Consider the following 24,135-nt stretch of genomic DNA (forward strand, 5'->3'; position numbering starts at 1 on the left):
ACAATTTTCACAGCTATTAACAATTTCTTCACGAGCCACTTAAATCACACGTGAATCACGCGTCACAGCCCAACCGCGACACGGCCCAGCCCCGGCTCGTCCCTGTCCCGGCCCCTCAGTCGAACCAGCGTGCCTCGGCCAGCTCGTCCACCCGCTCCGGGTCCTCCAGCAGCGCGGCCACCTCGAAACGGCGCGGCCACTGACCGGCCGCCCAGGCCAGGCCCGCCGCGACGCCCTCCAGGGTCGCCGCGTGCAACGTGCCGTCCGGCTCCCGGCGCCAGTCCAGCTCCGTACGCCCCTCCGGGCCGTCCACCACCAGCTCGTCGTGCTCCATGTACGCCTCGGGTGCGGCCGGGCCGAGCAGTTCGCGGACCGCGTCCGGGACCTCGTGCCGCGTCCCCTCCGAGCGCACCGGCGCCGCGAAGACCTCGCTCAGCCGCCGGACCTGGAACAGCTCCGCCAGCTCGGCGGCCCGGTCCGGACGTACGGGCAGCAGCGGCACCCCGGCGGCCAGCGGCAGCACGTCCGGCGCGTCGGCGACCACCGCCCGAGCCGCGTCCACCACCCGCACCGACCCGTCGACCACCGCGCGCACCTCGTCCGGCAGCGTGACCTGCTCCGGGTCCAGCTCCGCCAGCGCGCCGTACAGCGCGTGCAGTTGCCCCGGCGCCACCTCCGGTTCCGGGTCCGCCAGCCGGCCCAGCAGCTCCGCCGCGCCGCCCGGCTCCTCCAGCAGGGCGGCGACCGAGGTCCGTACACCCAAGGCACGCAGCACCTGCGCGTCCACCTCGCCGGCGTCCGCGGCCTCGTACAGCCCGGCCAGCAGCGGATCGCCGCCCGCGGACCGCAGACCCGCCGGGCGCCGGCCGTCCAGGACAGGGTGCCCGCGCAGCCACCACGCGGTATAGGGCCGTACGGACTCGGTCGTCCCGTCCGGCAGCAGCACCCGCACCGGCGCGGTCAGCGCGTCCCGCAGCGGCGGCCGGGAGAGCATGGCCAGCGCCTGCGGCCAGGCGTCGTCGTCCACCAGGTCCAGGTCCCGTACGGCGACGATCTCGGTCGCCACCGGCGGCACGGGGGTCTCCGGCAGCCCGTCCAGGACGTCCTCGCACCACACGTCCACCGCGTCCAGCACGCCCACGTCGTCCGGCTCGGTGTAGTCCCCCTCGCGCGGCTCCAGCTCGTCAGGGTCCAGCACCACGTCCTGGGCCCGTACGAGCGTGAAGCCCGCCAGGACGCCCACGGCCGTCAGCGGCTGCTCACCCCAGCGCTCGGCCAGCTCCGCGTCCACCGCCGCCAGTTCACCCTCCCGGATGACGCGCTCGAAGTCGCTCCCCGGAAAGACCAGCTCCCCCGCGGGCGCGAGTTCGCCGTCCTCGTCCGGCAGCGCCAGCGCCCCCAGCCACGGCTCGTCACCGGGCGCCAGGTTCGCCTCCCGCACCAGCCCGAGCACGGTCTCCGCCAGCTCCTCGGCCCCCACCGGACCGTCCGCCGGGCCGTCCGCCGGGCCGTCCGCGAAGAACCCGAAGTCCTCCTCCGCGTCCAGCGACGCCGCCACCGCCGCCCGCACCTGCGGCGTGGTCAGCACGGCGCGCGGCGTGGCCGGGGTCGCCCCCAGCTTCTCCAGCAGCGGATGCACCGCGTCGGGGTGCGCCACCTTCAGCCCCAGCCGGGCGAGCGTACGGTGCCGGGCGGCCGGGTCGTCCGGGCCCGCCCCACCGTTCGGCTCCGCGCCGTCGCCAGGAACCGGCAGCAGCACCTGACGGGGACCGATGACGGTCCGTACGCCGCCACCCGGCCGGATCGCCGGTTCCCCGGCCGCACCCGTCTCCTCGTACGCCTCCGGCTCCCCGCCCACGGAACCCGCCAGCGGCACCGGCAGCCCGCTCAGCCGGTCCGGGTCGGTGCCGGCCAGCGAGTCGTACAGCCGCCACCACCAGCCGGGCGAGCGCTCGACACCCGCCAGCCGGTCGATGATCTCGCCCAGCGGTACCCGGGCGACCCCCAGGGACCGCAGCTCGGAGCGCCGCTCCAGCCCGGCCGGCAGCAGACTCGGGAACAGCTCGGCCAGCACCGCGACCGTCGCCGCCCCGGCTCCCTCGGCCAGCTCCGCGTCCACCGGCCGCAGGACGTGCGGCCTCTCCTGCGCCCGCTCCCCGTCCCAGTCCGCGCGCTCCCCGGCCTCCTCCGCGACGCCGGCGTCCGCCGCCCCGCCGTCCGCCACCGCACCGTCCGTTGCCCCACCGACCGCCGCCGCGCTCGGCAGGAACCGCACCCGCGGCAGTTGCTCCAGCACCAACCGGCGCAAGCTCCCGTCCAGTTCGCTCTTCCCCAGCGGCCCCGGCACCAGGTCGAGCAGCCCCGCCGACACCGGCTCCCACGCGCCCAGCAGCTCCGTGTACGTCTCGGCCGCCCGCTCCACCAGGAAATCCGCGAGCCGGCCGGGCGCGACATGGCGGCGGGTCGGCTCCAGCGGGAAGGACGCGATCAGCAGCCCGGGCAGCCCGTGCGGCTCGTCCGTGGGCGTCGGCGCGTGCACCACCGGCGCGGTCGTCGGCCGCAGCGGCGCGCCGTCCCCGTCCACCGGCACCGCCCAGGTCACCGACCACACCGGCCGCAACCGCTCCTCCACCGGCCGCCCGGCCAGCAGCTCCGGCGTCAGCGCCCCGCCCCGGCGCGCCACCCGCCAGCGCGTGGCGCCGCGCTCGCTGTCCTCGATCAGCACATGCGGCCCGTCCTGGCTGCGCCGCAACTCCCGTACGCCCTCCGGCGTCTCGACGACCACCTCGGCCAGTCCCGGCAGCGTCAGCAGCAGCGCGTCGTCGATGCCGGCCAGCAGCCGCATCGCCAGGTCCTGCGCCGCGGCGTCGCGCAGCGGCAGCACCACCGCGGTGTCGTAGCCGTCCGGGGCGGAGCCCTCGGCGGGCAGCGGAAGCCGCAGCAGCGGTACGTGGCCGTCCCGGCGGCGCAGCTCGCCGCCGAGGCCGGGGCTGTGGGCGGCGACGGCATGCGTCAGCTCCCGGGCCTCGGCGAGCGACCAGCGCACACCGCCCGTACGGCCGATGAGCGCGGGCTCGTCACTGACCGCCAGCACCGCCGAGAAGCCGACACCGAAGCGGCCCACCGGCGTGACGGTGCCCTCTTCGCGCTTCGCGGAGGCGCGCAGCGTCGACAGCGACTCGACGCCGGTGGCGTCCAGGGGCGCGCCGGTGTTCGACGCGACCAGCACCGCGGGATCGTTTCCCTGCGCCGGATGCAGCGTCAGACGCAGCCGGCCGGGGACGCCGGCGCGGGCGGCGGCGTCCGAGGCGTTCTGCGCCAACTCCACGGCGAGGCGGTCACGGTACCCGCCGAGCGCGAGGTCCTCCTCCGCATTGGCATCCTCCCGGAACCGGGCCGGCGAGGCGGCCCAGGCGTCCAGCACGCCGCGCCGCAGCCGTGCGGTGCCGAAGGGGTCTGCCGATACCGGTTCGCTCACGTTCTCTCCCATGTTGTTCTGCAAGGGCGTGTGTTGTCAGGTGCTGTGCCGCCGGGGCTTGTGCATTGTGCCTGTGGCGGTGGTGGCGCGTGTGGGCGGCGGTTCGTTGTGGGTGGTTGCTGTGTGTGGCGCGATGCCTGCGGCGCGACCTTGTCGGTCATGTGCGGATTGTTTGGTCTTGGACCCGGTGCGGTCGGTGGGTGGGGTGGGGCGCGGTCGCACCGGGGCCACTCCTCGGGCCGTGTGCGTGGCTGGTACGCCGCAAAAGGAAGCCCGCGTCTTGCACACGGCCCTGCGGGGAGTCCCCGATACGCCCACGCCCGGCCGTCCCCGAGCCGCCAACCGTGACCACTAACGGCCCCAAGACCCGGCCGGTACGGCCGCCGTGGCGTGCCCCCCTTCGGGGCACGACCTCCGAAGTACGGCCACCCCGCCGGGTACGACCTCCCGTACGCCCGCCCTGTGCTGTTCCCACCAGGAGCCGCCTTCGGGGCACCAACCCGCACGCAGGGCCACCTACCCACCCTCCCCCCAGGGGTGGGCGCGCTACCGGACGGGAGGGGTCGGGCCGGAGGGGGTGCGTATCAAAACGTAAAGCGAAGCAGTTTTGATACGCACCCCCGCAGGCCCGACCCCGCCACCCACCACCCAGCAAGCGCAAAGCGCCCACCCCACCAAACCCTCCCGCCGAAGGCGAACCGCACCCCGCACGGGGGAAGGGGGGAAGGGGGAACACCGCCACCGGGGTAACCCCACGGCGCACGGTCACCCAGAATCGGCCCCCCGCAAGGGTCAAGAGTGGCCGAGTTCCTCAGCCGGCCCGCTCTCCTCCACCGACCCCCCAGCCCGCTCCGGCCGCAACGGAAACGGTTCGATGACGGTCTCGTCGATAACCGGCGCGGCCGGCCGCGGCGGTTTAGGCATGATCGCGGCCTCCGAATGGCCGCCGCAGCCGTACCCGAGGGAGACGACCCGGCCGTCCGCCGGGGCGAACTCGTTGGCGCAGACACCGAACGCCTGGCGCAGGGAGCCGGCCAGGGGGACGAGGAAGCCGCAGGTCATGCAGGCGGCGGGGGCGGCCTGTGCCATGGGGGTCTTGGGGCCGTACGCCTCTTCCCAGCGGTCGGCCGCGGTGTGCAGGCCGTAGCGGGACAGGACGCGGGCGCGGCCCATGCCGATTTCCTGGGCGACGTCGGCGACGCTGCCGCGGGCGGGGGCGGTGGGCTGGGCGGCCGGGGAGCCGGGGGTGACGTCGGCGTCCTCGGCGGCGGCGAGGTCCTGCATTTCTTCGGAGACGACGGAGTTCGGCGGCGGGGTGTCCTCGCCGGAGACGCCCGGTTCCAGGCGCAGGTCCTCGGCCTCGGTGGGCAGCAGGTCGCCGGGGCCCATGTCGCCGGGGCGCAGCCGTTCGCTCCAGGGCACCCACTCGGGGGCGAGGAGGGCGTCGGGGCCGGGGAGGAGGGCCGCTTCGTCGAGGGTGACGTTCTTGGCGCGGGAGGCGCGGGTGACGGTGACGGCCCAGTGCCAGCCGCGGTAGCCCGGTTCTTTGCAGACGAAAAGGTGCGTGACGACGCGGTCCCCTTCGGCGACGGCGTCGACGTGCTCGCCGACCATTCCCGGCAGCGCGGCCTCCTCGGCCGCCGCGCGGGCAAGGTCGACCGCCTCGGCGCACAGGCGGTCAGGGGTACGGCTTCGCATCGCAGCACTCACAAGAATCGATTCTCTCTTCCACGCCGTCTCACGAGTGCGCCAGCCGGAGCTGTCCTGTCCTGTCCGGACGACCGGCGGGCCGGGGCGGGCGGAGCGGACCAGGGGACCGCGTCGACGTCCGCGCCCGATCGTCTCGGTCGAGCGCACCTTTACGAACCATTCTGCGGGATCGCGGCAAGGCGCGCGGCCAAGAGTGACCGCCGGTGGCGCGCTACACACGCTACCCCTTCAATCGTGTACGACCCCTCGGCGGGAGCGGCAAATGTCACCGCCGCGGGGTCGTGTCCGCGGCGCCTCGCGGAGGAAGCCGCGGAAACCGCCATGTCCTGGGCGAGTTGGGGCAGTATGACCACGTGGCTGCCGTAAGGGCGTCGAGGGTGTCCGGGACAACGCGGGTGTCGAAGGCGTCGAGCAGAGGCGGGGACAGGGGCGGCCGGGCGCGTCGGACGGGCCTGGCCGCCGGCCGTGTGCTGCGCCGTCCCTTCACCGCCGCGGGCCGTGGGATACGGCGTGCCACACATGCCCACGGCGCGGGTGAGTCGGGCCTGGCGAAGCTGATCGAGTTGCACGCGGTGAACTCCGCCGGCGACATGCTGATCACGGTCGCGCTGGCCTCGACGGTCTTCTTCTCCGTGCCGACGGACCAGGCGCGCGGCCGGGTCGCGCTCTACCTGGCCGTCACGATGGCGCCCTTCGCACTCCTGGCGCCGGTCGTGGGCCCGCTGCTGGACCGGGTGCCGCACGGCCGCCGGGCCGCGATGGCCGGAGCCATGCTGGCCCGTGCGCTGCTGGCGCTGACCATGGCGGGCGCGGTCGCGGGCGGCGGGCTGGAGCTGTATCCGGCGGCGCTGGGGGTGCTGGTCTCCTCCAAGGCGTACGGGGTGGTCAGGAGTGCGGTGGTGCCCCGGCTGCTGCCGCCGCGTATTTCGCTGGTGAAGGCGAATTCGCGGGTGACGCTGGCCGGTCTGCTGGCCACCGGGCTGGCGGCGCCGGTCGGGGGCGGGCTGCGGCTGATCGGGCCGGGCTGGCCGCTGTACGGCGCCTTCGCGCTCTTCGTCACGGGAACGTTCCTGTCGTTGTCGCTGCCGCACCGGGTCGACTCGGCCAAGGGCGAGGGGCGGGCGCGGCTGGCCTCGGGCGAGGAGGGCCGGGGCGCGGTGGAACGGCGGGTGGCGGGCCGGCGGCGGCCGGGGCTGCGTACGGTCGGCCCGTCCGTACTGCACGGGCTCCAGGCGAACGCCGCACTGCGCTCCGTTTCCGGACTGCTGACCTTCTTCCTGGCCTTCCTGCTGCGCGAGCAGCCGCTGGGCGGGCTGGGCCCCGAGCTGTCGCTGGGCGTGGTGGCGGTCGCGGCGGGCGCGGGGAACGCGCTGGGCACGGCGGTCGGGGCGTGGCTGCGCTCCCGTGGGCCGGAGCGGATCATCGCGTCGATGCTGGGGCTGGCGCTGGGGGTGACGGTGGTGGCAGCGGTGTTCTACGAGGTACTGGACCTCATCGTGGTGACGGCCGCCGCGGCGGCCACGGGCCTGTGCCACGCGCTGGCGAAGCTGGCGCTGGACGCGCTGATCCAGCGCGATGTGCCCGAGGAGGTCCGTACCTCGGCCTTCGCCCGGTCCGAGACGGTGCTGCAGTTGTCGTGGGTGGTCGGCGGGGCCGTCGGGATCGCGCTGCCGCTCGTCGGCGCACTGGGCCTGGCGGTGGCCGCGGCGCTGGTGACGGCCGGGGTGTGCACGGCCGCACGGGGGCTGCTGCGGGCCGCGCGGCACGGCACGCCGTACCCGCGCGTGGCATGACCCGGGCGGCCCGATAGCCTGCCCGCATGACCGCGTTCTCTTCTTGGGGCCAGGGCCGCCGTGCCGCTGCCGCCATCGGTGCCGTGACCATCGGGCTGCTCACCCTCTCCGCCTGCGAGAAGCCGACCCCCATGGCGACGGTGACCGTCGGCAAGGACACCGTGACCGCAGAAGCCGCCTGCTACGACAACGGTGACGTGCTCGGCAACCCCGCCAAGGACAAGAAGGCACAGGCCAAGTTCGAGGAGTGCCTGACCGCCGCCCCCAAGAAGACGATCACCGTGCACCCGGGCGAGAAGGTCCGTATCGGTGTCGACCCGGACATGGCCGACCAGGGCTGGTTCGCACTGACCAGCTCCGCGCGGCTGAACAACCTCAGCAAGCAGACCTACGCCTCCTTCGCCGGTGACGACCTCTTCGTCAACCAGCAGACCCGCTCGCTGAACAAGAACACGGTCATCTCGGTGGTGACGTCCAACAGCGACGGCGGCTACACCGGCGTGTGGAACATCAAGCTGGAGCGCGCGGAGTCCTGACGCGCCCCATGCCCGATCGCTGCCGACGGACCGCCCCCGTCCCCTTGGCCCGCTGATGCGCGTCCTGGTCGTCACGGCCGTCGCCGCCGAGCGCGACGCGGTCACCGCCGCCGCGGCGGGGCCGCCCGCGCCCCTCGCGCTGCCCGGCGGCGCGGAGCTGCGCCGGGTGACGCTGTCCGGGGCCGGGGCAAAAGCCGTTGTGGACGTGCTGGCCGCCGGGGTCGGCCCGGCCGCCGCGGCGGCGGGCACCGCCACGGCGCTGACGGCCGCGGCCCTGGGGTCCTCCGGCGATGCGTACGACCTGGTGATCTCGGCCGGCATCGGCGGCGGATTCGTGCCCGGCGAAGCCGTGGGCGTGCCGTACGCGGACGGCGCGCCCGTCGGCTCGGTCGTGGTCGCCGAGGAGATCACCGCCGCCGACCTGGGCGCCGAGACCGGCGAGGGCTTCGTGCCCGTCACCGGACTGGGTTTCGGCACCGTCACCCACCGGCCGCCGCCGGCTCTCGTACGCGCCGTGGCCCGGGCCACCGGAGCGGCGTGCGGGACCGTGCTGACCGTCTCAACGGTGACCGGGAGCGCCGGGCGCGCGGCCGAGCTGGCCCGCCGTCATCCGCGGGCGCTGGCCGAGGCCATGGAGGGCTTCGGGGTCGCCGAGGCCGCCGCCGCGCACGGGGTGCCCGTACTGGAGATCCGTACGGTCTCCAATCCCGTCGGCCCGCGGGACCGCGCCGCGTGGCGCATCGGGGACGCGCTCGGCGCGCTCTCGGCCGCCTTCGCCGCGCTGCCCGGGGCCCTGACCTCAGGAGGACGCCATGAGTGAGACCGACAGCCCGACCGCGGAGGCGGCCGTGGGCGGGGACGGAGCCGTACGCGCCGAGCGGCCGGACACCCTGAAGATCGCTTACTCGCCGTGCCCGAACGACACCTTCGTCTTCCACGCCTGGGCACACGGCAAGGTTCCCGGCGCGCCCGCCCTGGACGTCACCTTCGCCGACATCGACCTGACCAACAAATGGGCGGCCGGCGAGGCGGGGGGTGCCCGGGACGCGCGGGCGGCGGACTTCGACGTCCTGAAGGTGTCCTACGCCGTACTGCCGTGGGTGCTCCAGGAGTACGCGCTGCTGCCGTGCGGCGGGGCGCTGGGACGCGGCTGCGGCCCTCTGGTGCTCACCCGCGAGCCCGGCGCCGCCGCGGACCTGGCGGGGAAGACCGTCGCGGTGCCCAGCGAGCGGTCCACCGCCTACCTGCTGTTCCGGCTGTGGGCGGCGGACCAGGTGCCGGGTGACATCGGCGGGGTGACGGTGCTGCCGTTCGACGAGATCATGCCGGCGGTACGGGACGGCAAGGTGGACGCCGGACTGGTCATCCACGAGGCGCGCTTCACGTACCAGAACTACGGTCTGCACCGGCTGGCCGACATGGGCGAGCACTGGGAGGCCACCACCGGCCTGCCGATCCCGCTGGGCGCGATCATCGCCAGGCGGTCGCTGGGCGAGCGGCGGCTGCGGGAGCTGGCGGCGGCGGCCCGCGCGTCCGTGCGGATGGCCTGGGAGGACCCCGAGGACTCGCGCGGGTACGTGCTGGAGCACGCGCAGGAGATGGACCCGGCCGTCGCCGACCAGCACATCGGCCTGTACGTGAACGAGTTCACCGCCGACCTCGGCGAGGACGGCTACGCGGCGGTCCGCGGACTGCTCACCCGTGCGGCGGCCGAGGGACTGGTGCCGCCCCTCGGCCGTGACGCGCTGAATTTTGTCTGAACTGTTGTCCGAAAGTTTCACCGGTGCCGGACGCCCGGTCCGCACACGCGGCGGGCCGGCCGGGCACCGTGGCCGCCGGGCTCCGGCCCGGCGGCGGGTCCTCAGACGTCGAGCTGGTCGGCGACCGCGCGCAGCATGCCCGCGATCTTCGCGCCGTGTGCCTTGTCCGGGTAGCGGCCACGCTCCAGTTGCTGGGTGACGTTCTCCAGCAGCGTGGTGAGGTCCTGCACGATCGACGCCAGCTCGTCCGGCTTGCGGCGCTGTGCCGCGGCCACCGACGGCGCGGGGTCGAGGACTGTCACCGAAAGCGCCTGGTCACCCCGCTGACCTGCGACGACGCCGAACTCGACGCGCTGGCCAGGCTTGAGTGCGTCCACGCCGTCGGGCAGCACCGAGGAGTGCACGAAGACGTCACCGCCGTCATCGCGGGAGAGGAAGCCGAAGCCCTTCTCACTGTTGAACCACTTGACCTTGCCGGTAGGCACCGTCTGTCCTCGTCCTCGTACTCGTCGGAAAACTACTGGGTCGGGGGCTACTGCCTGTTCCTGCCGGTTCCCCGGGGGAAACAGCTCTGGATAGCAGTACAGCGGGCCACATGACCCGCCACCACCAAGGCTAATGGTCCGGTGTCCGGTGACAAGACGTCGCCGGGTGGTTCCTCCTCGCTTCTGGCCCGGACTTACCCTTGTCGTGTGTCTGACGAAACTCCCCGGGCCGGGGATCTGCTGGTCCGCATCGGCGCCGTCGTCTTCCTCATCGGCGCGCTGGCCACGATGGCCACGATGACTCCGCTGTTCATCGGCGCCGAGCCGCTGCCGCCGGTCTTCTACTGGGTCTGCATGCTCATGGGCGTCGGTTTCCTGCTCGCCGCGGGCGGGGTGGTCCGTTCCGTCGCCGCCCAGCGCCGTCAGGCCCGGTCGGCCGCCGGCGCCCCGGCCTCGTCCGCCAGGTAGCGCTCCAGCCAGGCCGGGAAGCCGGTCAGGTCACCCAGCAGGACGTCCGCGCCGGCCGCGGACAGCTCCTCGGCGTCGCACGGCCCGGTGGCCACGGCCACCGACAGCGCGCCGGCGGCACGGGCGCCTCGTACGTCACCGGTGTGGTCGCCCACGTAGAACCGCGCGCCGTGCTCCCGCAGCGCCTGTGCCTTGGCCTCGGCCCACAGTGAGCCGATGACGGCGTCCGCCTCGATGCCCAGGTGCTCCAGGTGCAGCTCGGCGTTGGGCTCGTACTTGGCGGTCACCACGATCGCCCGCCCGCCCAGCTCCCGTACGGCGGCCACCGCCTCCCGCGCGCCGGGCATCGCCGGGCTCCCGCTGATCGCGTACGACGGGTACAGCTCCCGGTACAGGCGCATGGCCTCGGCGACCTGGTCCGCCGGGAACCAGCGCCGGATCTCCTGCTCCAGCGGCGGCCCCAGGCGGGTGACGGCCTGGGCGGCGTCCACGTACGTGCCGGTGGCGGCCGAGAGGGCTTCGTAGGCGGCCCGGATGCCGGGCCGGGAGTCGATCAGCGTCATGTCCAGGTCGAAGCCGACCGTCAGAGGGTACGGAGCCATGCCGCCCATTGTGCCCGGGACGCGCCCCGGACCTGGTCGTACACTTAGCCACGCCTTACCTAACCTGCGGGTCGGCGCCCTGACCGCGCCCGGCCCGCTGCGACACCGCGAAATGGAAACCATGTCTGTCGTCCAGGCCAGCCGGCCCGCAGCCGCCCCCGCGGGCTCCGCGACCAGCCGTCGGGCACACCCGGCATGAAGACGCGGACGCGTGGCCGCCGCCTGGGCTGGACGGTGGCGGCGGCCCTGGCCCTGCTGCTGGCGGTGCTCTTCTCGCTGGCCGTCGGCAGCCGGCACTTCGCCCCGTCCGAGGTGCTCGACGCCCTGCTGCACGGCGGGGACGGCGACGCCGCGCAGGTCGTCCGCTTCCTGCGGCTGCCGCGTACCCTCATCGGCCTGATGGTCGGCGCCGCGCTCGCCATGGCGGGCACGGTCATGCAGGGCATCACCCGCAACCCCATCGCCGACCCCGGCATCCTGGGCATCAGCCAGGGCGCGTCCCTGGGCGTGGTGCTCGCCCTGTCCTTCCTCGGCGTCCACACCCTCACCGGCTACGTCTGGTTCGCCTTCGCGGGCGCCGCGGCGGCGGCCGTCGTGGTGTACGCCGTCGCCGCGCGCGGGCGCGGCGGCGCCACCCCGGTCAAGCTGGCGCTGGCCGGCGCCGCCGTCAACGCCCTCCTGGCCTCGGTGATCATGGCGATCCTGACGACGAAGGCCGCGGCGCTGGACGAGTTCCGCTTCTGGCAGGTCGGCTCGCTGGCCGGCCGGGACAGCGAAATCGCCGCCCAGATCTGGCCCTTCCTGCTGCTGGGTACGGTCCTGGTCTTCTCCGTGGCACGCGGACTGGACGCGCTGGCGCTCGGCGAGGACGTCGCCCGGGGCCTGGGGCAGCGGGTCGCGGCCGTACGGATCGTGGGCGGCCTGGGCGCGGCGGTGCTCACCGGCGCGGGCGTCGCCGCCGCCGGGCCGATCGCCTTCGTCGGACTGGCCGTCCCGCACATCGCCCGCGCGCTGGTCGGCGGCGACCACCGCTGGCTGCTGCCGGCCGCCGCCCTCCTCGGCCCGGTGGTCGTGCTGTTCTCCGACACCGTCGGCCGGATCGTCTTCCCGCCCTCGGAGGTCCCGGCCGGGGTGATGACCGCCCTGATCGGCGTCCCCTTCCTGGTCGCCCTCGTCCGCCGCAAGGCGGTGCCCGCATGAGCGGCCGTACGCCCCTGAGCACCGCCCCGGCCCCGCGTCCGCCCGTACGGCCCGCGGGATACCACCTCCTGCGGGCCCGCCGCGGCTCCTTCCTGCTGCACCGCAGGGCGACCGTCGTGGCCGGGCTGCTGGCGCTCGCGCTCGCCGCGGCCTGCGTGGCGTACCTGTGCGTCGGCGAGAGCTTCGTCGCCCCCGCCGACGTGCTCGACGTGCTCCTGGGGCGGCCCTCGGACCAGGAACTGGTCGTCGGCACGCTGCGGCTGCCCCGTATGACCGTGGGACTGCTGGTCGGCGCGGCCTTCGGCGTCGCGGGCGCGCTGATCCAGACCGTGGCCCGCAACCCGCTCGCCAGCCCCGACATCATCGGCATCTCCCAGGGCGCGAGCGCGCTGACCGTCGGCGCGATGACCTTCGGCGTCACCTCCTACGCCGCACTGCCCTACGTCTCCGTCCTGGGCGGGGTGCTCGCCGCCGGCCTGGGGTACGTCTTCGCCTGGCGCGGCGGCCTGCACGCCACCCGCTTCGTCCTGATCGGCATCGGCTTCGCCATCGCGCTGCGCTCGCTGACCCACCTGTTCCTGACCAAGGGCGACTACCTGGTCGCCCAGCAGGCCCAGGTGTGGATGACCGGCTCGCTCAACGGGCGTGGCTGGGCCGAGGCCGCGCCGCTGGGCTGGGCGCTGCTGGCCCTGCTGCCCGCCGTCCTGTGGGCCGCCCGCGCCCAGCGCACCGTCGCCCTGGACGACGACACCGCCACCGCGCTCGGCGTACGGCTGGGCCGCACCCGTCTGGGCCTGGTGGCCCTGGGCGTGGTCCTGGCCTCGATGGCGACCGGCGCGGCCGGCCCGGTGGACTTCGTGGCGCTGCTGGCCCCGCAGATCGCCCGCCGGCTGACCCGTACGGCACAGATCCCGCTGCTGTCCTCGGCCCTGCTGGGCGCGTGCGTCGTGGTGACCGCCGATCTGCTGGCGCGCCGGGTCTTCGCGCCGACCGAACTGCCGGTCGGCGTCCTGACGGCGGCCGTCGGGGCCCCGTATCTCATCTGGCTGATCATCAGAAGTCACGGCACGCGCCGGCGTGCCGGTGGAGGAAAAGCGTGACCGAGACCGGCCGGAGTGCCACGACGCGGACCGCAAGCAGGCTCTCGGCCCGCGACCTGACCCTCGCCTACGAGGACCGTACGGTCGTACGGAACCTGGACCTGGACGTCCCCGACGGCGAGGTCACCGTCGTCGTCGGCCCCAACGCCTGCGGCAAGTCCACCCTGCTGCGGGCCCTGGGCCGGCTCCTCAAGCCGCGCGGCGGCGCCGTACTCCTGGACGGCAGCGACCTGGCGCACCTGCCCACCAAGAAGATCGCCCGCGCCCTCGGCCTGCTGCCGCAGACCCCCGTCGCCCCCGAGGCGATCACCGTCGCCGACCTGGTCTCCCGCGGCCGGCAGCCGCATCAGCACTGGTGGCAGCAGTGGTCCCAGGAGGACGAGCGGGCGGTCACCGAGGCCATGGAACGCACCGGCGTGGCACGTCTGGCCGAGCGCCCCGTGGACGAACTCTCCGGCGGACAGCGGCAGCGCGTATGGATCGCGATGGCCCTGGCCCAGGAGACCGAACTGCTCCTCCTGGACGAGCCGACCACCTACCTGGACATCGCCCACCAGGTCGAGGTGCTGGACCTCATAAGACAGCTCAACCACGACCGCGGCCGGACCGTCGTCGCCGTCCTCCACGACCTCAACCAGGCCGCCCGCTACGCCGGCCACCTGGTGGCGATGAAGTCCGGCCGGATCGTCGCCCAGGGCCCCCGTCCGACATCGTCACCGCCGGCCTCGTCCGCGAGGTCTTCGGCCTGGAATCGGTCGTCGTCCCCGATCCGGTGACCGGCTCCCCCTGGTCGTCCCCGGCCGCCCCTGGCAGTCCCCGGCCGGCTGATCTCCCTCCCTCCCCGAAAGGGCCCCGCCATGCCCCGCACCTCGGCACCCTCCAAGCCCCCCACCCGGCGCCGCACCGCCCTCGCCGCGGCCACGGCCCTGACCGCCTCCCTCACCCTGGCCGCCTGCGGCTCCTCCACCCCCTCGGCCTCGGGCGCCTCCAAGACAGCCGCCGACTGCCCGGCCCAGCCGGAGACCACCTGGGCACGGCCCGCCTCCGGCCCCGGCGACCACACCGTCCATACCGCCATGGGAGACGTACGGGTCCCCAACAGCCCCCAGCGCGTCGTGGTCCTGGACACCGCCGAACTGGACTCCGCGATCACCCTGGGCGTCAAGCCGGTCGGTGCCACCCGCTCCGACGTCGACTCCGGCTTCCTGGACTACCTCCCCAAGGACCGCCTCGCCGGCATCAAGGACGTCGGCAAGATCGGCGCCCCCAACCTGGAGGCCGTCGCCGCCCTCAAGCCCGACCTGATCCTGACCAGCAAGGTCCGCGACGGCGCGCGCTACGCCCAGCTCAAGGCCATCGCCCCCACGGTCATGACCGAGACCACCGGCTACCCCTGGAAGCAGAACTTCGCCACCCACGCCGACGCCCTCGGCAAGATCCCCGAGGCGAAGAAGACCGTCGCCGCGTACGACTCCCACGCCAAGGAGGTCACCCGCGCCCTCGGCGGCCCCGCCGCCGCCAGGAAGCTCACCACCAACGTCGTCCGCTTCGTGGAGGGCGCCGACACCCGCATCTACGGCTGCCGCAGCTACATCGGCACCATCCTGAACGACATCGGCACCGGCCCCACCGCCGTCGTCAAGGACGCCGAGGACGGCCTGATGACCGAGGTCGGCCCCGAAGAGATCGGCCGCGCCGACGCGGACGCGGTCTTCTACACCGCCTACGGCAGCCCCGAGAAATCCAGGGAAACCCAGGTCACCCGCGGCGCCCTGTGGAAGAACATGAAAGCCGTCAAGAACCACCGCGCCGTCCGCGTGGACGACCAACTGTGGATCCAGGGCATCGGCTACACCGCGGCCGACCGCATCCTCACCCAGCTCAAGACCGAACTCACCACCAAACACTGACCCTCACCGCGGCCGTCGCCTCATCCGCCACACCAAAAACAAAGCCGAGGCGACGGCCGCGACCCGCACCGCCACCGGCAGCCCGTCGACCAACTCCTGCCCCATCCGCCCCTCACCGACCGGCTCCCCCATCGCCCCTCCAGCCGCCCCCAACCACACCAACAGCCCACCGGCCACCAGCCCCGGCACCCCCACCGCCGCGAACTTCGCCTCCGCCCGGCTCAGCCGCCGCGACCCGTACGCCAACACCCACCCCGTCCCCAGGGCAACCCACGACCCCAGAGCGGCGCCGACCCCGAGCAGCCCCACCGCCACCACGAGACTCAGGGGCGTCGGCCCGGTCGCGCGATCCACCTGACCCTCCACAAAGGTCGCGCCCCGCCGCCGACGGCGCCACTCCGCGACCACCTGCCGCGGCCCGCGCCGTGGAGCGCCACCCTGCGGCACCGCCCCCTGACGGACGCCCTCCCCCACCCCTCCTTCTCCAGGGACAACGGCCGGTCCACAGCCAGTTGCTCCCGCATCTCGGGGATCTCGATCCCCCCGACGAACCCCGGTACGGTCTCCTCCGGCCCGTCCCCGATCACCGTCCCCTCCGGCCCTATGAACCCGTACGGCCCATCAGCCCCGTACGACTCCGGCGCCACCCGCCACCAGTCGAGCGACGCGGACCCCTCACCCAGCTCCTCCGGCCCCGCCAGATGCGGCGGCGACGCGGCCTGCGCCTCACCGGTCCGCGGCTCCGGCACCCTCCCCTTGAGCCCGCTACGGCGACTGAGCCCCGCCAGCCGCTCACGCGCCCCGGACCGCCGGACCGGCCGTACGTCCGCTCCCGCCCCGGCCGACGGCGCCCCCCTGCCCCCACCACCCGCTGCCGCCACCACCGCCTCAGGACTACCCAAACGGGCCAGCACCCGCCTCACCCCCGAGACCGAATCCGCCCCCTGCGCGTCGATCCGCGCCCGCAGCTCGGCCACCAGCCGCATCCGCACGGCGGACGGCAGCCCACTCCGTTGAGCCAGGTCTCCGACCTGGCTCAGATAGTCGAAGACGAGCTGATCGCTCTCGATGCCCACGAGTTCCCCGTCCTCCTCTTCCGCGGTTTTCCGCCCGTGGCGGCGCGGTTTTCCGCCCGTGGCGGCGCAGCGTAGTCGTTGGGTACCCCGGTGTGGGGTTCCGCTCCTGCACGGGTGCGGGTTTCGCCTTCGGCGGGAGGGTTTGGTGGGGTGGGCGCTTTGCGCTTGCTGGGTGGTGGGTGGCGGGGTCGGGCCTGCGGGGGTGTATGCCAAAACTGCTTCGCTTTACGTTTTGGCATACACCCCCTCCGGCCCGCCCCCTCCCGTCCGTAGCGCGCCCACCCCTTGGGGGAGGGTTAGTAGGTGGCCCTGCGTGCGGGTTGGTGCCCCGAAGGCGGCTCCTGGTGGGAACGACACGGGCGGGCGTACGGGAGGTCGTGCCCGGCGGGGTGGCCGTACTTCGGATGTCGTGCCCCGAAGGGGGCACGCAGCAGTTGTCGTACCGGGTCTTGGGACCGGTTGGAAAGGACTGGCCGGCGGCTCGGGGACGGCCGGGCGTGGGCGTATCGGGGACTCCCCGCAGGGCCGTGTGCAAGACGCAGGCTTCCTTTTACGGCGTACCCGACACGCACACGGCCCGAGGAGTGGCCCCGGTGCGACCGCGCCCCACCCCACCCACCGACCGCACCGGGTCCAAGACCAAACAACCCGCACATGACCGACAAGGTCGCGCCGCAGGCATCGCGCCACACACAACAACCACCCACCAACGAACCGCCGCCCACAAGCGCCACCACCGCCACAGGCGAAAACGCCGCGCCGTCACGGACGGAAAGCCGTGGGCCGGTAACGTAAAGCGGATGAGTGATACGCCGCCCCGCACGCTCGCCGAAGAGCTCCGCACCCGTCCCGACAGCGGGCTCGCCGACCTGCTGCGGGCCCGGCCGGATCTGCTCAACCCGGTTCCCGGCGACCTCACGCAGTTGGCCACCCGCGCCGGCACCCGCGCCTCCGTCGTCCGGGCCGTCGAACGCCTCGACCGTTTCGCGCTGCAGACCGCCGAGGCGCTGGCGGTCGCGCCCGACCCGTGCCCGTACGACACGCTCGCCGCGCTCATGCAGGGCGACGCGGGCGAGGAGACGGTGGCCGCCGAGCTGCCCAGGGCCGTGCGCACGCTGCGGGCGCAGGCCCTGGTGTGGGGCGCCCACGACCGGCTCCGGCTGGTCCGTACGGCGCGTGAGCTGCTCAGTCCCGGTCCCGCGCACCCCTCCCCCACCGGCCTGGGCCCCTCCGTCACCGAGGCGACGTCCGGCATGTCCCCCGGCCGCCTCCAGGAGCTCATCGCCGCCGCCGGACTGCCGCCGACCCACGATCCGGTGACCGCGGTAGCCGCTCTGACGGAGCTGTTCGAGGACCGTGAGCGCATGGCGGCGCTGCTGGACGGCGCGCCGCCCGAGGCCCGTGCCGTCCTGGAGAGGCTGCTGTGGGGGCCGCCGTACGGCGCGGTCACCGACCGGCCCGCCGCCCACCTCCAGTGGCTGCTGGACCGGGGCCTGCTGCTGCCCGCCGGGGCGCGCAACGTCGTCCTGCCCCGCGAGGTGGCGCTGCATCTGCGCGGCGGGCGGGCCCACCGCGTACCCGAGCCGCTGCCGCCCGCCCTCGCGCCCGCCACCGAGCGGGCTCCCCACCTCGTGGACGGCGTCGCCGCGGGCCAGGCGTTCACGGCGCTGGCCACCGTCGAGGAGCTGCTCAAGGAGTGGGACCTGGGCGGCCCGCCCGTACTGCGGGCCGGCGGGCTGAGCGTACGTGACCTGAAGCGGACGGCGACCGCGCTGGACACCACCGAGCCGCTCGCCGCCTTCTGGCTCGAACTGGCTTACGCGGCGGGGCTGGTGGCGTCCGACGGCGAGGCGGACGAGCGGTACGCGCCGACCCCGGCCGCCGAGGACTGGCTCCAGTTGCCCGCCGAGGCCCGGTGGGCGCGGCTGGCCGCCGCGTGGCTGACCGCGACCCGCACGGCGGGCCTGGTCGGCACGGCGGACGCGAAGGGGCGGACGCTGTCCGCGCTGGGTCCCAACCTGGACCGCTCCGCGGCGCCCGAGATCCGCCGCCGCGCGCTGACGCTGCTCGCGACGCTGCCGCCGGGTACGTCCGTACCGGCCGAAGCGGTACTGGCCCGCCTGCGCTGGGAACGCCCCCTGCGCGGCGCGGCCCCGGCCCCCGCCCCCACGCCGGCACCGGCACCGCCCGGCTCCCCAGCACCAACGGCACCCAGACCTCCCCCTCCCCTTGCCCCGCCCCCGAAGACCTCCGCACCCGGATCGCCCAATGGGCCCTGACCGAGGCCGAGTTGATCGGCGTCACAGGCCGCGGCGCCCTGTCCTCCTATGCCCGCGCCCTACTGGCACTCCCCCCGACCCCGCCCCCCACGGCCCCCACCACGAACACCGGCCCCGACGCCACCCCCACCACCCAACCGCTCCCGCCCACCCCCACCGAGGCCACCACCGCCGCAGCCCACGCTGCCTCCCTCCTCGCCCCGCTCCTCCCCGAGCCGCTGGACCACGTACTGCTCCAGGCCGACCTGACCGCCGTCGCCCCGGGCCCGCTGCACCGCCCGCTCGCCGAGGCGCTCGGCGAACTCGCCGACGTCGAGTCCAAGGGCGGCGCGACCGTCTACCGCTTCACCCCCGCCTCCGTACGCCGCGCCCTGGACGCCGGCCGGTCCGCCGCCGAGCTGCGCTCCTTCCTGGCCGCCCACTCCCGTACGCCGGTCCCGCAGCCGCTCGCCTACCTCATCGACGACGTGGCACGCCGGCACGGCCGGCTCCGGGTGGGCGCGGCGGCGGCCTACGTACGCTGCGACGACGAGGCGCTGCTCTCGGAGATCCTGGCCGACCGCCGGGCGATCGTGCTGCGGCTGCGCCGCCTGGCGCCGACCGTGCTGGCCTCGCAGGTACCGCCGGACCAGTTGCTGGAGGTGCTGCGGGCCATGGGGTACGCGCCTGCCGCCGAGTCCGCGGAAGGCGACGTCCTCATCGCCCGCCCCGACACCTACCGCACCCCGCCCCGTACGGCCCCCACCCCCGTCCCCGAGGGCCCGCCCACCCCGGAGCCCGCTCTCCTGGAGGCAGCCGTACGGGCCATCCGCGCCGGAGACCTGGCAGCGACCGCCACCCGCAAACCAACCCCCGGCGCCTCCCCCGCAACCACAACCACCACCCCGGCCGGCACCCCCGCCCCCGCCACCTCCCCCGGCGGCCTGCCGCGTACCACCTCCGCCGAGACCCTGGCGACCATGCAGGCGGCCGTACTGACCAGCACCGCCGTCTGGATCGGCTACGTCAACGCCGACGGTGCCGCCAGCCAGCGCGTGATCGCACCGGTCCGCGTCGAGGGCGGCTTCGTCACCGCCTACGACCACACCGCCGACGAGGTCCGCACCTTCCCTCTCCACCGCATCACCGGCGTGGCCGAACTGGCCGACGAATCCGCCTCCTGACCCGCTCCTACACCTCCTGCCCGTCGCCCGCTGCCCGCTGCCCGCTTCTCGGAAGCACCGGCACCACTTCCTCCTGCGTATCCGCCGGGGAAGTGGAGGGAGAGGCGGCACCGCTGGCCGGCCCCGTCCCACCACTCCGGCCCGCCGGAACAAGGAACGAAGCAATCAGCCCCAGCACCACGAATCCCGCCGCGACATAACCACCGAGCGCGACCCCGTCGGTCATCGCGGAACGCGCCGCCTCCGCGACGGGGACGGTTCGCGGACGGCTCGCGAGCGCCTCGATGGCGGCCCCCGCGCTGTCGGTGACGGCGCCCGCGAACCGGTCGCTCTGCTCCGCCGGCAGACCGGCGTCGGAAAGACGGCTCTGCAGCCTGCTGTCCAGGGTCGTGAAGAAGACCGTGGTCAAGGCGGCGATCCCGAGCGCGGAGCCCAACTGCCGCACAGCGCTCTGGGTGCCGGAAGCCTGGCCCGCGCTGTGTGCGGGGATGTCGTTGAGAACGACGTTGGTGACCTGGGCGGTGGCGAAGCCCACGCCGGTGCCGTACACAAAGAGCATGAGGGAGACGGTCCACCAGGAGCTGTCCGGGGCGGCGATCAGCCCGGTTCCGGCCAGGCCCGCGACCTCCAGTGCCAGGCCGATGCGGACCTGAACGAGCGCCGTGACCTTGGCTGCCATGCCGAAGCCGGCGCCGGTGGCGACGAAGCTGCCGATTGCCACGGGAACCAGGGCCAGACCGGCCTGCAGGGCGCTGTAGCCGAGGGTGAACTGGAGCCACAGCGGGAGGACCGCGACGATGCCGAACTCGCCGATGCCGATGATCAGGGTGGCGATGTTGCCGTTACGGAAGGAGGCGATGCGGAACAGGCGTACGTCCATCAGCACCCGCGTCGGGTCGGCGCCGCGGCCGAGCACCGACTGACGGCGGACGAACACGGCCAGCGCGACGGCCGCCAGTACCAGGGCGACCAGCACGGGCGACGGCCCGCCGTCCCAAGTGAACCCCGCGACATCCAGCGCGCGGACACCGACCACCCATCCATACGTACGCCCTTCGACGAGACCGAAGGCGAGCAGGCCCAGCCCCAGGACGGACAGCACCGCCCCGGCCACGTCCACGCGCCCCTCGCGGCGCGGCGAAGGCGCCATGTACAGCAGCACCCCCGCCGCGACCAGCGCGCTCAGAGGCACGTTGATGCCGAACGCCCAGCGCCAGGAGACGTGTTCGGCGAGCCAGCCGCCCAGCAGCGGGCCGAGGGCCGCGGCGGCACCGATGGTCGATCCCCATACGGCGAACGCCTGACCGCGCGCCCTGCCGGTGAAGGTGGCGTTCAGCAGCGCCAGCGACGTCGGCAGCAGCATGGCCGCGCCCACGCCCTGCAGGAAGCGGGCCACGATCAGCAGACCGCTGTCGGGCGCGAGGCCGGCCAGGACACTGGTGGCGCCGAAGACCACGACGCCCACGACGAAGACCCGGCGGGCACCGAGGATGTCGGCCAGCCGCCCGGTCAGCAGGAGCAGCGCCGCGAAGACGATGGCGTACGACTCCTGGATCCATTGCGCCTGCGCGGAGTTGGCGCCCAGGTCCTCGATGACCGAGGGGACGATCACGTTGACGATCGTGGTGTCCACCACGATCAGCGCCACGCCCAGGGCAATGGCTATCAGCCCGAGCCACCGGCGTCGGGGGGAAGGATCACGCATCACATACCTCCACCGTGAAGTAATTTGACGGTGAAGGTAAACACGGGCCCGGTAAGTTGTCAAAGAAGCCGCGATGCCGCGATGCCGCGGTCCGGACGACGGCACGAGAGGGATCACGAGAGAGAAGGTGCGGGCCTTGGCGCAGGAATCGACGCCCCGCGATGTCGCGGCGGAGCGCGAGCGGCTGCTGGAAGGGCTGCGGGCCTACGGCGGCCAGCACAGGGAGTTCAGCCGCCGCTTCGCCGCCTGGCTGGGCCTCCACCCCACGGACGCGGCGGCGCTGGTGGAGATCACCAACGCCGAGGAACGGGGCACCCCGCTCTCCCCGGCCCGCCTCAGCGAGCGCATCTCCCTGTCCTCGGGCGCCACGACCGCCCTCCTGAACCGCCTGGAACGGGCCGGCCACGTCATCCGCACCCGCGAGAACGCCGACCGTCGCGTCGTCACCCTCCGCAGCGGCCCCCACACCCAGGAACGCGCCGATGAGTTCTTCGGCCCGCTCGCCGTCCGAGTGGACGCCACCCTGTCCCGCTACCCGTCCGAACTCCTGGAGCAGCTCACAGCACTCCTGACCGATCTCTGCGCCACCATGGCCACCCAGCTCACCCACCTGGAAGCCCAGGACGAAAATCCGGCCCGGCGCCAGGACGTCTGACCGGCCGGACGCCCTCTCCTCCCTGGCAGCCCTCCGTCACACCTCGGCCCTTCGCGCCGATGCGGCACACTGGAGGTTTGGCCGTGCCGGCCGATCGTTGAGCGGAAAGGGCGAGGCGCGTGAACGGACCTCTCATTGTCCAGAGCGACAAGACGCTGCTGCTGGAGGTGGATCACGAGCAGGCGGACGCGTGCCGCCGGGCGATCGCGCCGTTCGCGGAGCTGGAGCGGGCGCCCGAGCACATCCACACCTACCGGGTGACGCCGCTGGGGCTGTGGAACGCGCGGGCCGCCGGGCACGACGCCGAGCAGGTCGTGGACGCGCTGGTGGAGTTCTCGCGGTATCCCGTACCGCACGCGCTGCTGGTGGACATCGCGGAGACGATGGCGCGGTACGGGCGGCTGACCCTCACCAAGCACCCCGCGCACGGTCTGGTGCTGACCTCCACGGACCGGCCGGTCCTGGAGGAGGTGCTGCGGTCCAAGAAGGTACAGCCGCTGGTGGGGGCGCGGCTGGACCCGGACACGGTCGTGGTGCACCCCTCCGAGCGCGGGCAGATCAAGCAGACGCTGCTCAAGCTGGGCTGGCCGGCCGAGGACCTGGCCGGTTACGTGGACGGCGAGGCGCACCCGATCGAGCTGGCGGAGGACGGCTGGGCGCTGCGGCCGTACCAGCAGCAGGCCGTCGAGGGCTTCTGGCACGGCGGGTCGGGGGTGGTCGTACTGCCGTGCGGCGCCGGGAAGACGCTGGTCGGCGCGGGTGCGATGGCGCAGGCCAAGGCGACGACGCTGATCCTGGTCACCAATACCGTCTCCGCGCGGCAGTGGAAGCACGAGCTGGTCAGGCGGACCTCGCTGACCGAGGACGAGATCGGCGAGTACAGCGGTACGAGGAAGGAGATCCGGCCGGTCACCATCGCCACGTACCAGGTGCTGACGACCAAGCGGAAGGGCGTCTACCCGCACCTGGAGCTGTTCGACTCCCGCGACTGGGGCCTGGTGGTGTACGACGAGGTGCACCTGCTGCCCGCGCCGGTCTTCAAGTTCACCGCGGACCTCCAGGCGCGCCGCAGGCTGGGGCTGACGGCGACGCTCGTACGGGAGGACGGCCGGGAGTCCGACGTCTTCTCGCTCATCGGCCCGAAGCGGTTCGACGCGCCCTGGAAGGAGATCGAGGCGCAGGGCTACATCGCGCCCGCGGACTGTGTGGAGGTACGGGTCAACCTGACCGAAAGCGAGCGGCTGGCGTACGCGACGGCCGAGGCCGAGGAGAAGTACCGGTTCTGCGCGACGACGGCCAGCAAGCAGCGGGTGACCGAGGCGCTGGTCCGTAAGCACGAGGGCGAGCAGACGCTGGTCATCGGGCAGTACATCGACCAGCTCGACGAACTGGGCGAACACCTGGACGCTCCGGTGATCAAGGGCGAGACCACCAACGCGCAGCGCGAGAAGCTCTTCGACGCCTTCCGGCAGGGGGAGATCTCCGTCCTGGTCGTCTCCAAGGTCGCCAACTTCTCGATCGACCTGCCCGAGGCGACGGTGGCGATCCAGGTGTCCGGCACCTTCGGTTCGCGGCAGGAGGAGGCGCAGCGGCTGGGCCGGGTGCTGCGTCCCAAGGCGGACGGGCACGAGGCGCGCTTCTACTCGGTCGTCGCCCGCGACACCATCGACCAGGACTTCGCGGCGCACCGCCAGCGCTTCCTGGCCGAGCAGGGGTACGCGTACCGGATCGTGGACGCGGACGAGCTGCTGACGGCGGGCGAGGACGTCTGAGGGAGGGGGCTGGTTCTGGCGGGGCTCAGGAGAAGTCGCCGGCGGCCAGGATCGGGCCGGCCAGTGCCAGACCGTACTCGCTCCATACGGCCACGACCCGCGCGCGGTGGCTCAGGCAGACTTCCGGCAGGCAGAGCCCTATGAGTCCCGCGAAGAAGGACAGGCTCATGGCCCATTGGCCCTGCTCGATCAGCGCCCGGGACGCTCCGCCGCTGTACGACTGGTGCAGAACGACGATGATGAAGATCCCGCAGGCGAAGAGGAGGAACAGGAGGCCGATTCCGGCGAAGACGCGGACGGCTTTTGTGGAGAGCGCGAAAGGGCTGGGGTTGGGGTCGGGGCCGGGAGGGGCGGAAGCTGCGGAGCCGGTCATGGTGGAGTCGGTCATGGTGGAGTCGGTCATGGGGGAAGTGTGGGCGGCGCGGGGCGGGGCGGTCATGGTG

Annotated in this window: 18 protein-coding genes and 2 pseudogenes; 12 read left to right on the plus strand and 8 right to left on the minus strand. The window is 73.7% G+C overall.

All coding sequences use genetic code 11. The annotated features are described in order from the left end of the window. Window positions 1-115 precede the first annotated feature (115 nt). Both KGS77_RS13630 and KGS77_RS13635 read right to left on the minus strand, forming a co-directional pair. Window positions 116-3,490, minus strand: a complete 3,375-nt coding sequence (locus tag KGS77_RS13630) for a molecular chaperone Hsp90 (protein ID WP_242581308.1) — start codon at window positions 3,488-3,490, stop codon at window positions 116-118. Between the two features lie 780 nt (window positions 3,491-4,270). Further along, the gene (locus tag KGS77_RS13635) at window positions 4,271-5,176 is read right to left on the minus strand and encodes a DUF3027 domain-containing protein (RefSeq protein WP_242581310.1); all 906 of its coding nucleotides are present in this window, start codon (window positions 5,174-5,176) and stop codon (window positions 4,271-4,273) included. 464 nt (window positions 5,177-5,640) lie between these two features. Between KGS77_RS13635 and KGS77_RS13640 the strand changes: the two genes are divergently transcribed. The 4 genes from KGS77_RS13640 to KGS77_RS13655 are packed head-to-tail and all read left to right on the plus strand — an operon-like array spanning window position 5,641 to window position 9,277. Next, the gene (locus KGS77_RS13640) at window positions 5,641-6,981 is read left to right on the plus strand and encodes an MFS transporter (protein WP_242587458.1); all 1,341 of its coding nucleotides are present in this window, start codon (window positions 5,641-5,643) and stop codon (window positions 6,979-6,981) included. A 26-nt stretch (window positions 6,982-7,007) separates the two neighbouring features. Beyond that, window positions 7,008-7,517 carry a hypothetical protein gene (locus KGS77_RS13645; RefSeq protein WP_242581311.1) on the plus strand — a complete coding sequence of 170 codons (510 nt, stop codon included), beginning with the start codon at window positions 7,008-7,010 and terminating at the stop codon, window positions 7,515-7,517. 55 nt (window positions 7,518-7,572) lie between these two features. Next, window positions 7,573-8,337 carry a futalosine hydrolase gene (locus tag KGS77_RS13650; RefSeq protein WP_242581312.1) on the plus strand — a complete coding sequence of 255 codons (765 nt, stop codon included), beginning with the start codon at window positions 7,573-7,575 and terminating at the stop codon, window positions 8,335-8,337. Continuing rightward, window positions 8,330-9,277: a 1,4-dihydroxy-6-naphthoate synthase gene (locus KGS77_RS13655; RefSeq protein WP_242581313.1), complete on the plus strand. Its 948-nt coding sequence runs from the start codon at window positions 8,330-8,332 to the stop codon at window positions 9,275-9,277. The genes KGS77_RS13650 and KGS77_RS13655 overlap by 8 nt, the downstream gene beginning before the upstream one ends. A 101-nt stretch (window positions 9,278-9,378) precedes the next feature. Here the strand turns inward: KGS77_RS13655 and KGS77_RS34620 are convergent, their stop codons facing one another. Next, window positions 9,379-9,762 carry a cold-shock protein gene (locus tag KGS77_RS34620; protein ID WP_277994222.1) on the minus strand — a complete coding sequence of 128 codons (384 nt, stop codon included), beginning with the start codon at window positions 9,760-9,762 and terminating at the stop codon, window positions 9,379-9,381. A gap of 207 nt (window positions 9,763-9,969) precedes the next feature. Here KGS77_RS34620 and KGS77_RS13665 point away from each other — a divergent pair, with 207 nt between their 5' ends. Further along, window positions 9,970-10,230: a hypothetical protein gene (locus KGS77_RS13665; RefSeq protein ID WP_242581314.1), complete on the plus strand. Its 261-nt coding sequence runs from the start codon at window positions 9,970-9,972 to the stop codon at window positions 10,228-10,230. Here KGS77_RS13665 and KGS77_RS13670 read toward each other — a convergent pair. Continuing rightward, a complete protein-coding gene (locus KGS77_RS13670) occupies window positions 10,185-10,832 on the minus strand; it encodes an HAD family hydrolase (RefSeq protein ID WP_242581315.1) in 648 nt (215 codons plus the stop codon). The genes KGS77_RS13665 and KGS77_RS13670 overlap by 46 nt on opposite strands. Window positions 10,833-11,027: 195 nt before the next feature. Between KGS77_RS13670 and KGS77_RS13675 the strand changes: the two genes are divergently transcribed. The 4 genes and pseudogenes from KGS77_RS13675 (at window position 11,028) to KGS77_RS13690 (ending at window position 15,042) form a co-directional block, all read left to right on the plus strand. Next, complete coding sequence (locus KGS77_RS13675; protein ID WP_242581316.1) at window positions 11,028-12,032, plus strand: iron ABC transporter permease; 1,005 nt, start codon at window positions 11,028-11,030, stop codon at window positions 12,030-12,032. Next, window positions 12,029-13,132 (plus strand): iron chelate uptake ABC transporter family permease subunit, encoded by a 1,104-nt coding sequence (locus KGS77_RS13680; protein ID WP_242581317.1) that lies wholly within the window; start codon window positions 12,029-12,031, stop codon window positions 13,130-13,132. The genes KGS77_RS13675 and KGS77_RS13680 overlap by 4 nt, the downstream gene beginning before the upstream one ends. Further along, window positions 13,129-13,960: pseudogene (locus tag KGS77_RS13685) on the plus strand (ABC transporter ATP-binding protein). The gene KGS77_RS13680 and the pseudogene KGS77_RS13685 overlap by 4 nt, the downstream one beginning before the upstream one ends. A 29-nt stretch (window positions 13,961-13,989) precedes the next feature. Further along, window positions 13,990-15,042 carry an iron-siderophore ABC transporter substrate-binding protein gene (locus KGS77_RS13690; protein WP_242581318.1) on the plus strand — a complete coding sequence of 351 codons (1,053 nt, stop codon included), beginning with the start codon at window positions 13,990-13,992 and terminating at the stop codon, window positions 15,040-15,042. Between the two features lie 3 nt (window positions 15,043-15,045). Here the strand turns inward: KGS77_RS13690 and KGS77_RS35005 are convergent, their stop codons facing one another. Both KGS77_RS35005 and KGS77_RS13695 read right to left on the minus strand, forming a co-directional pair. Further along, a complete protein-coding gene (locus KGS77_RS35005; protein ID WP_347404488.1) occupies window positions 15,046-15,396 on the minus strand; it encodes a hypothetical protein in 351 nt (116 codons plus the stop codon). Then, window positions 15,366-16,118 (minus strand): hypothetical protein, encoded by a 753-nt coding sequence (locus KGS77_RS13695; RefSeq protein WP_347404489.1) that lies wholly within the window; start codon window positions 16,116-16,118, stop codon window positions 15,366-15,368. Before KGS77_RS13695 ends, KGS77_RS35005 begins: the two co-directional genes overlap by 31 nt. Window positions 16,119-16,918: 800 nt before the next feature. Here KGS77_RS13695 and KGS77_RS13700 point away from each other — a divergent pair. Beyond that, window positions 16,919-19,560: pseudogene (locus KGS77_RS13700) on the plus strand (helicase-associated domain-containing protein). A gap of 7 nt (window positions 19,561-19,567) precedes the next feature. On the opposite strand, the gene KGS77_RS13705 reads toward KGS77_RS13700, so the two are convergent. After that, window positions 19,568-21,265, minus strand: a complete 1,698-nt coding sequence (locus tag KGS77_RS13705; protein WP_242581319.1) for an MFS transporter — start codon at window positions 21,263-21,265, stop codon at window positions 19,568-19,570. A gap of 136 nt (window positions 21,266-21,401) precedes the next feature. On the opposite strand from KGS77_RS13705, the gene KGS77_RS13710 reads away from it, so the two are divergent. Together KGS77_RS13710 and KGS77_RS13715 are read left to right on the plus strand one after the other, a co-directional pair. Beyond that, window positions 21,402-21,920, plus strand: coding sequence for a helix-turn-helix domain-containing protein (locus KGS77_RS13710; protein ID WP_242581320.1), 519 nt, complete (start codon window positions 21,402-21,404; stop codon window positions 21,918-21,920). A 119-nt stretch (window positions 21,921-22,039) separates the two neighbouring features. Next, window positions 22,040-23,692 (plus strand): DNA repair helicase XPB, encoded by a 1,653-nt coding sequence (locus KGS77_RS13715; protein ID WP_242581322.1) that lies wholly within the window; start codon window positions 22,040-22,042, stop codon window positions 23,690-23,692. A gap of 25 nt (window positions 23,693-23,717) precedes the next feature. Here KGS77_RS13715 and KGS77_RS13720 read toward each other — a convergent pair whose 3' ends face one another. Beyond that, a complete protein-coding gene (locus KGS77_RS13720) occupies window positions 23,718-24,095 on the minus strand; it encodes a hypothetical protein (protein WP_242581324.1) in 378 nt (125 codons plus the stop codon). Window positions 24,096-24,135 lie beyond the last annotated feature (40 nt).

Source organism: Streptomyces sp. MST-110588 (assembly GCF_022695595.1).
GTDB lineage: Bacteria > Actinomycetota > Actinomycetes > Streptomycetales > Streptomycetaceae > Streptomyces.

Coding starts and splice junctions, on each gene's coding strand:
- KGS77_RS13630 (WP_242581308.1), bottom strand. CDS start 3,490: ATGGGAGAGAACGTGAGCGAACCGGTATCGGCAGACCCCTTCGGCACC.
- KGS77_RS13635 (WP_242581310.1), bottom strand. CDS start 5,176: ATGCGAAGCCGTACCCCTGACCGCCTGTGCGCCGAGGCGGTCGACCTT.
- KGS77_RS13645 (WP_242581311.1), top strand. CDS start 7,008: ATGACCGCGTTCTCTTCTTGGGGCCAGGGCCGCCGTGCCGCTGCCGCC.
- KGS77_RS13650 (WP_242581312.1), top strand. CDS start 7,573: ATGCGCGTCCTGGTCGTCACGGCCGTCGCCGCCGAGCGCGACGCGGTC.
- KGS77_RS13655 (WP_242581313.1), top strand. CDS start 8,330: ATGAGTGAGACCGACAGCCCGACCGCGGAGGCGGCCGTGGGCGGGGAC.
- KGS77_RS13670 (WP_242581315.1), bottom strand. CDS start 10,832: ATGGCTCCGTACCCTCTGACGGTCGGCTTCGACCTGGACATGACGCTG.
- KGS77_RS13675 (WP_242581316.1), top strand. CDS start 11,028: ATGAAGACGCGGACGCGTGGCCGCCGCCTGGGCTGGACGGTGGCGGCG.
- KGS77_RS13680 (WP_242581317.1), top strand. CDS start 12,029: ATGAGCGGCCGTACGCCCCTGAGCACCGCCCCGGCCCCGCGTCCGCCC.
- KGS77_RS13690 (WP_242581318.1), top strand. CDS start 13,990: ATGCCCCGCACCTCGGCACCCTCCAAGCCCCCCACCCGGCGCCGCACC.
- KGS77_RS13705 (WP_242581319.1), bottom strand. CDS start 21,265: ATGCGTGATCCTTCCCCCCGACGCCGGTGGCTCGGGCTGATAGCCATT.
- KGS77_RS13720 (WP_242581324.1), bottom strand. CDS start 24,095: ATGACCGACTCCACCATGACCGACTCCACCATGACCGGCTCCGCAGCT.